This is a genomic window from Enterococcus crotali, from assembly GCF_000633635.1.
In the GTDB taxonomy this organism is placed as follows: domain Bacteria; phylum Bacillota; class Bacilli; order Lactobacillales; family Enterococcaceae; genus Enterococcus_L; species Enterococcus_L crotali.
Genome location: NZ_AYPQ01000001.1, coordinates 378590 through 391895, shown reverse-complemented (window position 1 = coordinate 391895; position 13306 = coordinate 378590). Strand labels below are relative to the sequence as shown.

The window sequence follows — 13306 nt, the reverse complement described above, 5'->3', positions numbered from 1 at the left end:
AAAAAACGATGAAAAACTTGTTCAAGTTATCTCATCGTTTTTTTCTTCAATCTATTTTTTTATTCGACTTCCAACTCAACTGAAATATTTCCTCTTGTAGCTTTTGAATAAGGACAAACTTCATGAGCTGCTTTGACCAATTCTTCTGCTTTTTCACGATCGACATCATCGATTTTTACAGACAAGACAACGCCAACTTGAAAACCAGATTGTTCATCGCTAAATAATGAAACAGTCGCTTTTACTGTGCTTTTAGAGTTGATTTTTTGTTTTCCCATCACAAGCTCTAATGCACTGTTAAAACAAGAACTATAAGCTGCTGCAAATAGTTGTTCTGGGTTGGTTTTATTTTCTTGATGAGGGCCCGGAGAGGTCACTTGATAGCTAAATGATTTATCCGGTGAGAAAACTTCCCCTTCTCTTCCGCCTGTATTGATGATTGTTGTTGAATAGATTTTTTTCATGATTCATTCCTCCAATTCATATTATCATAACCACATCGTACAATTAAATTGTACACAATATTTTTATCGATGTACAATAGTTTGCTTCATAAAAATCAATTCTGTTTCTAAAAAAACTTCAAAAAGCTGGAATTTGAGCATTCCATTCTTTTCGAAGTCCTTTGATTCATATTCTAATGGTTGATTTCACCAATTTGTTTACTTAGAGAATTGATTTGTTCGATCAATAAAAAATAATCTTTTTCATTAAAATCAAGCTGATTTAAACATCCTTCTACTTGATCATAAATCTCTGTTTCTAATTGAATCGCTTTTTCTGAAAGCGAAACAATCACGATCCGCTCATCTTCTGGCAAGCGATTTCGATGAATATAGCCATTTTTTTCCATTCTTTTAAGCATGGGAGTCAATGTTCCCGTATCAAGGGCAAGTTTCTCTCCAATATCAGATATCCGCAAATCTGAATATTCCCATAGAACTAGCAATACTAGGTATTGAGGATAGGTTAAATGAAATGGTTTTAACGCTTTAGCATACATCCTGCTAAACTGTTTTGAAGCTGTTTGCAAAGAAAAACAAAGTTGCTCTTCTAATCTTCTACTTTTTTTATCCACTAGATCCCTCTTTTAAATTGTTAGTATAATAGTTAGATTCTACACAATATCATTTTTAAAATCAATTTTTTATACTTATAAAAAAATTGAGACAACTTTTAAAAAAAGTCATCTCAATTTCATTCTTATTCTTCTATCGGTTCATTTTCAAACACTAATTGCTCATTCAATAAACTGATGGTTACTTTTGTTTTCGGTAATATTCGTCCTGAAACGATTTCTTTTGCTAGAGGTGTTTCCACTTCTTTTGTAATAAAACGTTTCAATGGACGTGCACCATATGCTGGATCATATCCACTTTCAGCGATCCACGTTTTGGCCTCATCAGAAATTACTAATTCAATTTCTTGATGCTCCAACCGTTTTGCTAATTGAGCGGTCATTTTACCAATGATGCCTTTGACATTATCTAGGCTTAGTGGTGTGAACAAAATCGTATCATCGATTCTGTTTAAAAATTCTGGTTTGAAATTACCTCGTAAAATCGTCATTACTTGCTCTTCTACTTCTTCTGGAATCGTGCCTTCAGGCGTTACACCTTCAAGCAATAATTGAGAACCGATATTGCTTGTCATGATCAACACAGTATTTTTAAAATCGACTACTCGTCCTTTAGAGTCAGTCAAGCGGCCATCATCTAATACTTGGAGTAAAATGTTGAACACATCTGGATGTGCCTTTTCAATTTCATCTAATAAAACGATCGTATATGGGTTACGGCGAACCGCTTCTGTTAATTGACCACCTTCCTCATAACCAATGTAGCCTGGAGGTGCTCCAACTAAACGAGACACACTGTGTTTTTCCATATACTCACTCATATCGATCCGAACCATATGATCTTCTGAATCGAATAGATCTTCCGCTAATGCTTTAGCAAGTTCTGTCTTACCAACACCTGTTGGTCCTAAGAATAAGAATGAACCTAATGGACGGTTTGGATCTTGCAAACCAGCACGCGAACGAATCACGGCATCACTTACAGCATCTACCGCTTCATCTTGACCAATGACACGTTTATGAAGAGTTTCATTCAATTTCATTAGTTTTTCACGTTCACCTTCAACTAGTTTCGTTACAGGAATACCAGTTAAACGACCAACCACTTGCGCAATTTCGTTTTCAGTCACAGCCTCTTGGACCATGCGGACATTGTCTTTCGCATTTTTAGCTTCAAGTTCTTTTAATTCTTCTTCCAATTGTGGAATCGTACCATGACGAAGAACCGCTGCTCTTTCTAAATCATAATTGTTTTCAGCATCTTCTAGTTCATGTTTTGCTTTGTCGATTTCTCCACGTTTATTGCTGACAGCATTGACTTCTTCTTTTTCTGTTTCCCATTGCATCTTCATCGCATTGGCTTCTTCACGAAGATCTGCTAATTCCTCTTGTAAAGCGTTCAACCGTTTTTTACTAGCATCATCGGACTCTTTCTTCAATGCTGCTTCTTCGATCTCTAATTGCATCAATCGACGTGTTACTTGGTCGAGTTCTGTCGGCATTGAATTCATTTCAACTCGAATCGTTGCACTCGCTTCATCGACTAAATCAATAGCTTTATCCGGTAAGAAACGATCTGTGATGTAACGATCTGATAAAGTTGCAGCAGCGACTAACGCATTATCATGGATGTTCACGCTATGGTGAATTTCAAAACGTTCTTTTAGTCCACGTAAAATACTGATCGTATCTTCAACTGTTGGTTCTTTTACCAAAACTTTTTGGAAACGACGTTCAAGTGCTTTATCTTTTTCCATGTATTGGCGATATTCATCTAGTGTTGTTGCACCGATCAAATGCAGCTCACCACGAGCAAGCATTGGTTTTAATAAGTTTCCAGCATCCATACTACCTTCTGTTTTGCCAGCACCTACGATGTTATGGATTTCATCGATGAACAGAATAATACGACCTTCGCTTTTCTTCACTTCTTTCAAAACTGCCTTTAGACGTTCTTCAAATTCACCACGGAATTTAGCTCCTGCAATCAGTGCCCCCATATCTAATGAGAAAATAGTTTTATCTTTTAAGTTTTCAGGTACATCTTTACGGACGATTCGTTGGGCTAACCCTTCGACGATTGCAGTTTTACCAACACCTGGTTCACCAATTAAAACAGGGTTATTTTTTGTTTTACGAGATAGAATTCGAACAACATCACGAATCTCCTCATCACGTCCAATGATTGGATCTTGATTACCACTTTTTACTTGTTGGACTAAGTCTACCCCATATTTTTCTAATGCTTTATATTGTTCTTCCTGATTTTGAGAAGTCACACGATCTCCCCCTCTCATGTCTTCAATGTTTTTACGTAGTTCTTTTTCGGTGATTCCCTGACTTGTTAAATATTTAGTTAATCGATAATTTTTCAATTTCATCAACGCTAAAATCACAATTTCAGTTGCTAGAAACTCATCTTGAAATGATTCTCTAAGTTTGTCTGCTTCACCTAATAAGTTAAACAGATTTTGGCTCATGCTTTGACCATATTGAATATTGCTTCCTTGAATACTTGGATATTCGTCGATTGCCTTATCGATTTCACGTTCAAAAGCTTCGACATCAACCCCTGCATCTGTATAAAAATTACGTCCAAAATGATTTGGCTGTAAAAAAATCTTCCATAGGTGAGCAATATCGATTTCCTGATGATGACGAGTCACTGCCACCTGCTGCGCCTCTGCAATTGCCTCTTGTAATGTCGTTGTCATTTTCTCGATATTCATATAATTACCTCCTAAATTTAAAAGCGTAGTGGGCTCGTTCGGCTTCGACAGAAAAATAGGAAATTATGAATGAGGTGCTTTTTGCTTCAATCATCATTTATCTTTTTTCCGAGATGCTAGCCCGCGTAGCTAGATAATCAAAAGCGTAGTGGGCTCGCTCGGCTTCGACAGAAAAATAGGAAATTATGAATGAGGTGCTTTTTACCTCAATCATCATTTCTCTTTTTTCAAAATTGTAGCCCATAACTTTCAACTATATCAATAGTATCCTTAATCTATCAAAAAGACATTAGGTCTTTTGTACTATTTTTTCAAGGTCTAAAGTCTGATTAATTTTGACCTTATAAATCAATTATACTCATTTGGTCAATATTGGTCAAACGAAAAGCATTCACTTTTTTGACCAATTTTACCTATCTATTTTTATCATACAACTTATTCATTTTTTCGCAAATATTATTGTCATTCAAAGAAAAAAAAGAAACAACACGAAAAACGTATTGTTTCTTCTCCATAAACCACTATAACTATACATTGTCTATTTAATGAAAAAACCTTCTAATTTTTCTTTATCGTTAATTGAAATCGTAAAAACTCTTTTATCTTTTTCATATTTAGCGACTAAGACGACTACATAAAAATCATCTTTCTTTTCAACAGTACTTTTATCAAATTTTTCAAAAGCGCCAGATTTTTCAAGAAGTGGTGCAACAGCTTTTTCAAAATCGGCTTTATTCAACTGACCTTGCATTTGGTCAGAAAAAGAATCGCTCGCTTTTTCATAGTTTCCATTATTTATCAATGTAACAATTTCCTCAGCCTTTGCTGTCATTTTATTTGTTGTTTCTTGATCGACTTTTTCTCCACAAGCAGCCAGTACCATGATTCCAATAACTATAGTCAGCATTGATGATATTACTTTTTTCATTTTGTTACACTCTACTCTTTTTTTAATTTCATACTATAAAAACCTAAACAAACTACACTAACTCCAAAAATGCTCTCCGTCAAAATAAGTGATTGTCCCCCAAAGAATTGCACGATTGTAATTATTGAATCAATCATTCCGTGTAAAATTATCGCCAACCACAGATACTTATTATTGTGCTCTTTTACACTCTTCATTACAATAATCGATAATTCTACATGAAGGATTATCGCGATGATTCTTTCCAGACTTCCCCATAAAAAGTCACCATTCATAATATCTGAACTGGTAGTAAAGAAATAGATTATTGCGTTCATCCCTAGAAATAAAAACGCTTCAATTCCCCCATGACCTAATCCAAAAAATATTGCTGTTTGAAAAGAATCCTTCTTTTTCAAGCAATACTTCATAATCAAATATCTACCTACTTCTTCAAAAATCCCAGCAGTAATAGCCAAAAAGAGTATGTAAAGAATGGGATGCAACGATTGAAATAGATTAAATTCAATACTATTTTTTGATAAAAGTTGCAATAACGGAATTCTCAGCATTACTTGAAAAATAATGAATGTCAAGCTACCTAAAAGGAACGCTTTCAAATCCTTCTTTTTGACTAAACAGTAGATAAAAACAGCCAGTGGAAAAATACCACCTACACTTAAGGCTATCAATGCACTAAACAAGTTCCTCACCTCTTCTCATATGTTACTTCAAGGTAAGTATACATCGTCTCAGCTACTCTGTAATGGGACTGTTCGCAAGTGGTACAATTTCATTCATGACTGGCTAACATTAAGACTTGTCGATTTTTAAAATTTGAACAAAATACTCCTGTTCTATGATTGTTTCTAACATTAGATTTGCTGAATGATTAACGATTTGCTCCAAAGAAAACAAGCCATAGCCTCTTTGCTTTTGCTGATTTGCTTTAGTCGATACAGATTTTTGAAACATTTTGTCAACGGATATTTTATTTTCAGAACAACTATTCTTTACTACAAAAAATAAATCATTCTCCACTTCAAAAAAAGCAATCACTACTATTTTTTTGTTGGATGTAACAGCCTCTTCAATTGCATTATCGATCACGATAGATATAGCTCGAATAAAATCAACCACATCCATATAAATTGCCGTGATATCGCTTGGTATATCAACAGTAACATTTAACTCTCGTTGACAAGCATCGATAACTTTTACACTTAGCACACTTTTGATTTCAACAATTTTTATTTTAGTTAATTTAGTCAGCTCAAGCTCTTTGTTAGAAATGATTTTGGAAGTTGGTTTAATGACTTCATTATAAACTTGCTGAATGAGATCTAAGTCTTTAGATCGAATACCTTCATCTAAAGAAAGAAGCAAATTTAGATAATCATGTCGAAAAGTGGCCAATTCCTCATGTAATATTTCTAGTTTCTCTGTATATTGTTTCATTTCATAATATTCTGATTCTTTTTGCTTGGCTAATTGTTTCTTATTTGTCAGTTTAAAACTATAATAAAAGAAAAAAAGGGCCAGTCCAAAAGCAAAAAATAACATTGGATATGCAAATAATTCAAACTGCCAAAAATAATGCTGATAAGAAAATGATTCTGGATTAAAAGCTGTAAAAAGAAAGAAATTGCAAATTAATATGAATAGGATACTGACATAGAGCATTGGACTTTCAACTAAATACGCAAATACTTGGCTGATTTTTCTTCGTAGAATCATTAATAAACCCAACATTATTAATGCAACAACTAAAGGCAATACAATAAAGGTTGATAAATAGATCGGAAAAGACGAGTGGATCAAAAGCCAACTAAGAATTTTATTCAGCTCGCTTTGCAAAAATGTAATCAAAAAAACCGTTAATCCAGAAAAATAAATATTTTCCACGATTGATAATTTATGCTGCTTTTGCCTTAAACCTAAATAAAATAACAACAGAAAAATAGTAAAAACAGAATAAATATTGTACCCACTACTATTAAAATATCCTGTCATAATTGTTAAAACAGCATTGCTTATGCCAAGTCTAATCCAGGTCACTTTACTATTTATCAACTCCAAATAAAAGATGAAATAAACAAATCCAATGACTAAACTTGTACATAGAGTAACTATTCCCATATGCACTGACCAACCCTCCTAAAAAAATACTTTCTATCTTTCTATCCAACGATCAGTCACTGATTTCAACAGTCGTCTTGACACCGGAATTTTCATCTCATTCGATAAAATCAACTCGCGATTAGTATGATCGATTTCACAAATTTTATCCAAATTAACCACATATGATTGGTGACAGCGGATAAATTGGTTCTTTTTCTGTTCAACTTCTTTTAATTCACCATAAAAACGTAAGGAGCGATTTTGCGTAAAAAGCGCTAAACGATGTGCCTCAGTTGTCATCACATAATAAAAATCTGAAATAGGTACTTTGATTGTTGAATGACTATTATTAATAAGTAAATACTCACTAATTTCTTGTTTTTGATTCAACTGCTGATATTTAATCAAGCACTTTTCAATTTCTATTTTTAATTTTTCAGGTTCAGTCATTTTTTCTATAAATGTTAAGGCTGACACCATATATTGGTAAGATATCGGTGCAAATTCTGAGTGCGTTGTTATAAAAACAATTAAACCCGTATCATCAATCGTACGAATTTTTTTAGCAACCTCAAATCCACTATATGTAGATTTTTTGATTTCAATATCAAGAAAATAAAGGTTTTGCGTCAATGACTTAGAAATCTGCTCAATAAGTTGTTCTCCTTTATTGGTGACATGAATCGTTTCAATATCGATATTCTTTCTCTGACAAATTTCTTCTACTAACCTTTTTAAAGCTTGCGCTTGAATAATATCATCCTCTAAAATAAAAATACTCATGTATGCTCAATCCTCAATCGACTTTTTAAGTTTTTTTTACTAATTCAATTATACAAGCTTTTCTATAAAAAAACATATGAAGGTGAACAAAAAAAAGCAAAGACAACGCACTCAGTAAAGAATGTTTTGCTCTGCTTTTGTTTCGCTCCTAATCTAACAAGTTTGGGAGATATTTTTTTACAGCAATTCACCAAATCGATTCACGTAGATTTTTTTAACGATCATAACCAACAACAAGTAACTAACAATCGTTAAAGCTAACCAAGCAAAATAGTTTAATGGTAATTCAGCTAAGCCTAAACTTTGTCCAAATCCTGTAAAGGGTAAAATCGTTCCGACTGCAATTCCCAAGGAAGTAATCGTCGTTAAAATAAAAGATGCACGACTTTGTAAAAATGGCACTTTTGGCGTCCGTAATGTATGAATGACCAAGGTTTGTGACCAAAGTGATTCAACAAACCAACCAGCATGAAAAATCGCGATAAACGTCGCTTGTTGAGCTGGAGCTAAGTCATGATAGTTGCCGCCAACCAATTGAGGACAGATAATAAAATACATCAATAAATACGTCGTAATATCAAAAATTGAGCTAGTAGGCCCTAACCAGGTCATGAATGAACCGATTTTTGACGCATCCCACTTCTTAGGGTGTTCCAAATATTCATTATCAACATGGTCCCAAGGAATCGACATACAAGAAATATCATAAATCAAATTCAAAAATAGCAATTGTAGCGGTAGCATTGGTAAAAATGGCAAAAAGATACTAGCAATAACGACAGAAAACATATTGCCAAAATTAGAGCTCGCTGTCATTTTGACATATTTCATGATATTACCAAACGTTGTCCTCCCTGCTAATAAGCCACGTTCAAGTACCATCAAATCTTTTTCAAGTAAAATGACATCTGCTGATTCTTTTGCAATATCTACAGCCGTATCAACTGAAATACCCACATCCGCTTCTTTCATCGCTGGCGCGTCATTGATGCCATCACCCATGAAACCAACCGTATGTCCCGCTTTCCTTAATATCTGAACGATTCTAGTTTTTTGTCGTGGTGTTAATTTTACAAAAATGTTGTACTTCTCTGCAACTCTTTCTAATTCAAAATCGTCCATTCGTGCGATGTGGTTTCCAGTAATCAACTCCTCATTAGCCAATCCCACTTGTTTACACACTGATTTTGTCACTAAGGCATTATCACCTGTTAACACTTTAACGCCGACTCCATGATTTTTTAGTGTTTCTAAAGCTGCTTTCGTCGTTTCTTTTGGCGGATCAAGAAAGGCAAGATAGCCGATCAAAACCATTTCATTTTCATCCGAAACAGAGAATTCATCAATTGTTGCGGGATTTGTTTTTTGAGAAACCGCCAATACGCGTAAGCCATCTTCATTTAATGCTTCAACTGTTTTTAAAAGTTTATTTTTCAGCTCTTCAGTTAATGGAATGACTGCTCCTTGATAATCAACGAAGCTTGAAATTTCTAACATTTCCTCTACAGCGCCTTTAGTGATCATTTGCGTTTTTCCAGAGCCATCTTCGATTACTACACTCATTCGACGACGTTTAAAATCAAATGGAATTTCATCTACTTTTCGATAATCAGAAGGATCGATCGCTAGCTCCGATTTTGCTGCATCAATGATGGCAACATCCATTAAATTTTTCAACCCAGTTTGGTAATAACTATTGAAAAAAGCATGACGCAATACACGACTATCTTCTTTTCCATTACAGTCTAAATGATATTCTAAGATAATTTTGTCTTGGGTTAGTGTACCTGTTTTATCTGTACACAAAATATCGATTGCACCAAAATTTTGAATTGCATTCAAGTTTTTAATGATAGTTCCTTTTTTCGCCATGCTTGAAGCACCTTTTACAAGATTAGTCGTGACGATCATCGGCAACATTTCCGGCGTTAAACCAACTGCGACAGATAAACCAAAAAGAAAAGCTTCAAACCAATCTCCTTTTGTTAAACCATTAATCAAAAATACTGCAGGTGCCATTACTAACATAAAACGAATCAACAACCATGACGTTTTACTGATCCCCACTTCAAAATTGGTTTGGGGATTCTTGTCAGAAACGTCTTGTGCTACTTTACCAAAAAGTGTTCCATCTCCTACTGAAACTACGATCCCTTCTGCACTACCACTGATAACATTGCTACCCATGAAGACAACATTTTCATATTCCGTTTCAACACTGTTCGCCTTTAATTGATAATCTGCTCTCTTTTCTACTGGATAACTTTCACCAGTCATAGCAGATTGGGCAACAAATAAATCTTTGGTTTTGATTAGCCGTATGTCTGCCGGAATCATATCCCCAGCTGATAATTTTATGATATCTCCGCAAACAATTTCTTCTATTGGAAGCTCTACTGGCTTCTTTCTCCGGACAACAGTCGCTGTAACTTTTACCAAATTATTCAATTTTTCTGCTGCTTGATTCGATTTGACCGATTGAATCAAGGTCATTGTCCCACTGATCAAGACCATTGCTAATATAATCAAAACACCAACAAGATCACGATCAGCAGGTGCTGCAATCACATAATCAGTAATAAATGAAATGACTGCTAGCGTAAGCAACACAATCGTAAACGGGGTAAAATAAGCTTTGATGATTTCAACGAATAGCGGTGTTTTTTTACCGTGTGAAATGATGTTCTCTCCATATTTTTCTCTAGCAAGAACAGCTTGCTGCTGAGTTAACCCACCTTTTGCAGAGTTAAAATAAGCTAGAATATTCTCTATTGAGTTCCTTGCAAAATACTCATAAGTCTGGTTACCATTTTTAGTTACTATTACTCTTTTCTCCATTTGTTTCTCCTTCTTTCTAAAACTCTGATCACTGAAATAACAAATATATGTGATTTCAAATTTCAAATTGTTGTCTTCCTTTAGAAATGGACCAATGGAAAAGAGAAGCTATTATCGGAGTTCCAGATTTGATTGTCTTAGAAACAAATAGACAATAATAGACTCAACTTCCGCAACAACAAATTTCTTTTTACATTGGTCCTTCTTTAACTGGCTACTGTCATCCATTTGTTTCCATCTCCTTTAGCATTATATGTTTGATAATTCCACGCCTACCTGTACTTTTTTTAGCGCAAAGTTTTTTTCAAATTTTTTTAAACTCACTTGTCCTTCTGAATAAGCATAACCAATGCTTTGGTAACCAAAATGATCATAAAATCCCCAAGCTTGCTCACGTCCGGTTAAAAAGACAGATTGAAAATACATAAGCTCTGCTACTTTTTCAGCAAATTCAAGTAATTGTTTTCCCAGACCAAATCCTTGATAGTTTTCATGAATAGCGACCTGCTTGATTTGAGCGATTGTTTGACTCTTTCTTGAAAGAAGCAAGGTTCCCACAACCTTTCCATCGATCAGCGCAACCATGTGAATATCACTTTTTTCGTTTAAAGGTAAATCCTTGATCCACTCTTTACCTGCAGATGTTTTTAGCAACTTATTTCTCAAATCTATTCCTGTCCAATATTCTTTACTGTTCCAATTTACGATTTTTACCATCACTGTTTTACCATGTTGATTCCTCCATTCTTTTAATTATTCATTTGATTGATCTCAATGACTTCTGATAGCTGAGATAATTCTGAAGTGAGCGTATTTACCGCAAGTGTGCCATTTCTTGTCGCTTCGATTTCTAGAAATAATCGTACTTTTTCCCTGCTAAATCTGTACAGGAAAACTTGGTAAAGGTTAAACAATATTTATCTAACAACTGAATGATCTCAGTTCTAAGCATGACCTCACTAGTATTACTTGCAATCACGGAAAGATAATGGATCGATTCTGTTTGTTCCGCTCTTTGAACAGTGTAGTCATCTATTTTGAAAGATAGATTCCTTAGCAAAATATTAACTAACATTAGAATGACTGCACACACTACTCCTTCAAGCACAAATCCCGCTCCAATCATACTGCCAATCGCTGCTGAACACCATAAGGTTGCTGCCGTATTAATACCTGTAACACTAAATCCTTCTCTTAAAATCACGCCTCCAGCAAGGAAACCGATTCCGCTAACTACTTGCGCTGCTATTCGTGTTGGACTGCTATCGTCTTGAATCAAAGTAGACAATGAAACAAATTGACAGGCACCAAATGTGACTAAAGTCATCGTTCTCATACCAGCTAACTTTTTTCGCCATTGTCTTTCTGCTCCAATGATCATTCCTGCAAAAATACTAGCAATAATACTGATTAAAAATGCATAGGCTGTCCCCTTTCTTAGATTTGATGTTAGGTGGAAACTTGTTGTTTGAGGTGGAGGTTGTTGCTCTCTTCGTTCGCCAAGTACTGTTCTTCATCTACTCTGTCCTTTGGTGATTTGTGGGCTTTCATTTACTAGAGCTTTCGTTTTGCAATAAAAGTGACATTGAGTGACTCATTGTATTTTCTTTGCGTGCGATGGCCGTGATTCTGTTTTAAGGTTACTTCGCTCTCTTCGTTCGCCAAGTACTGTTCATCATCTACTCTGTCCTTTGGTGAATTGTGGGCTTTCATTTACTAGGGCTTTAGTTTTTAGATATTGATGCAATCAAAGTGACATTGAGTGTCTCACTGTATCTCCTTTCCGTATGATGTCCGTGATTCAGTTTTAAGGTTACTTCGCTCTCTTCGTTCGCCAAGTACTGTTCATCATCTACTCTGTCCTTTGGCCAATCGTAGTGATTCACAGCAAAAACCTTCCGCCAAAACTCAGCGGAAGGTCATAAATAAGCGCACAAAAAAAAGCCTGCATGATCTAGTCGTTGAGTTTTGGCACTATACAACGTAAAAAGCAGAGCTTTTAGCTACCTTATGAAAAGCCTTAAATCGACAATCCCTGTTCTACCCATTGGCGTCTCTCGACATTTTTGGGCAGTAGCCTGTGTTTGTATAGGAGCCTCACCTAACAAATCTATTTAGTTATCTTACAGGTGAAACTATACCATCATTTCAAAACGACTGTCAACACTTTTATTTAAAAATCAATTTTTATTCATTTCAAATATATAAAAAACAGATGATAAAAACGCATACTCTATACGATTTAGATCATCTGTTTTTTCAAAATATTTATTAAATTTTTTCTACTTTTATGACTGAGTTACCAGCAACTTGTGGTGGGATCGACATTGTCATAGCAGGTAAACCAGCTAAAGTAAATTGGATTTTATCTCCCTTTTTTAAACTTTCTTCTGTAACACCTTTAGTTAATTGCTCTGTTAAGACATTTAGGATAACTCCATCATTTTTCATCATATTGAGAATTTCTTCTGGGTCTTCAATTGCTTCAACCTTATTTAAAACCAAGCGAATTGATTGATCGATCGTTTCGTTTTTCTTTGCATCCTCGACCAAAACAGCCGTAAAGATGGATTGTGAGTTTTCTTTGTCTAAACTACTGGATGTATGCTCACTTGATTGTTCTTTCTTGCTAGTCATTACGGTTTCACTGCTTCCTTTCGATGAATTCTTTTCATTACCAGTACAGGCTCCTAAAGAAATTAATGTGATAATCGACAATAGTGATAGTACGATTTTTTTCATAGACTCGCCCTCCCATGTTGATACTTTATTATAAACGATATAATCCACCTCAGTCCATTATCACAATCGACAGATCATTAGATAGAAAAAAACTGTCTAGCAATTAGA

General features: G+C 34.8%; 11 protein-coding genes and 1 riboswitch. All 11 genes read right to left on the bottom strand.

The genetic code is table 11. From position 1 onward, the window contains the following. Positions 1 to 59: 59 nt before the first annotated feature. The 11 genes from V192_RS0101880 to V192_RS0101825 all read right to left on the bottom strand — a co-directional run bounded on the left by V192_RS0101880 (position 60) and on the right by V192_RS0101825 (position 13198). Positions 60 to 464 carry an organic hydroperoxide resistance protein gene (locus tag V192_RS0101880; protein ID WP_025868694.1) on the bottom strand — a complete coding sequence of 135 codons (405 nt, stop codon included), beginning with the start codon at positions 462 to 464 and terminating at the stop codon, positions 60 to 62. Positions 465 to 637: 173 nt separating this feature from the next. Then, positions 638 to 1078, bottom strand: a complete 441-nt coding sequence (locus V192_RS0101875) for a MarR family winged helix-turn-helix transcriptional regulator (protein WP_025868693.1) — start codon at positions 1076 to 1078, stop codon at positions 638 to 640. 125 nt (positions 1079 to 1203) lie between these two features. Further along, positions 1204 to 3807 (bottom strand): ATP-dependent chaperone ClpB, encoded by a 2604-nt coding sequence (gene clpB, locus V192_RS0101870; RefSeq protein ID WP_025868692.1) that lies wholly within the window; start codon positions 3805 to 3807, stop codon positions 1204 to 1206. Positions 3808 to 4345: 538 nt separating this feature from the next. Further along, on the bottom strand, positions 4346 to 4735 hold the full coding sequence (locus V192_RS0101865; protein ID WP_025868691.1) for a DUF3887 domain-containing protein: 390 nt from the start codon (positions 4733 to 4735) through the stop codon (positions 4346 to 4348). A gap of 11 nt (positions 4736 to 4746) precedes the next feature. Then, entirely contained in the window at positions 4747 to 5418 is a 672-nt protein-coding gene (locus V192_RS0101860; protein ID WP_025868690.1) for a YhfC family glutamic-type intramembrane protease, read from the bottom strand. Positions 5419 to 5527: 109 nt separating this feature from the next. Further along, positions 5528 to 6853, bottom strand: a complete 1326-nt coding sequence (locus V192_RS0101855; protein WP_239644566.1) for a GHKL domain-containing protein — start codon at positions 6851 to 6853, stop codon at positions 5528 to 5530. 33 nt (positions 6854 to 6886) lie between these two features. Beyond that, entirely contained in the window at positions 6887 to 7618 is a 732-nt protein-coding gene (locus V192_RS0101850) for a LytR/AlgR family response regulator transcription factor (protein WP_025868688.1), read from the bottom strand. A gap of 177 nt (positions 7619 to 7795) precedes the next feature. Beyond that, on the bottom strand, positions 7796 to 10456 hold the full coding sequence (mgtA, locus tag V192_RS0101845; protein WP_025868687.1) for a magnesium-translocating P-type ATPase: 2661 nt from the start codon (positions 10454 to 10456) through the stop codon (positions 7796 to 7798). Between the two features lie 249 nt (positions 10457 to 10705). After that, entirely contained in the window at positions 10706 to 11173 is a 468-nt protein-coding gene (locus tag V192_RS0101835; RefSeq protein ID WP_239644544.1) for a GNAT family N-acetyltransferase, read from the bottom strand. Between the two features lie 133 nt (positions 11174 to 11306). Next, the gene (locus V192_RS0101830; protein WP_239644543.1) at positions 11307 to 11837 is read right to left on the bottom strand and encodes an MgtC/SapB family protein; all 531 of its coding nucleotides are present in this window, start codon (positions 11835 to 11837) and stop codon (positions 11307 to 11309) included. Between the two features lie 565 nt (positions 11838 to 12402). Beyond that, positions 12403 to 12572, bottom strand: a riboswitch (M-box (ykoK) riboswitch). Positions 12573 to 12727: 155 nt separating this feature from the next. Then, positions 12728 to 13198, bottom strand: coding sequence for a hypothetical protein (locus V192_RS0101825; RefSeq protein WP_025868686.1), 471 nt, complete (start codon positions 13196 to 13198; stop codon positions 12728 to 12730). Positions 13199 to 13306 lie beyond the last annotated feature (108 nt).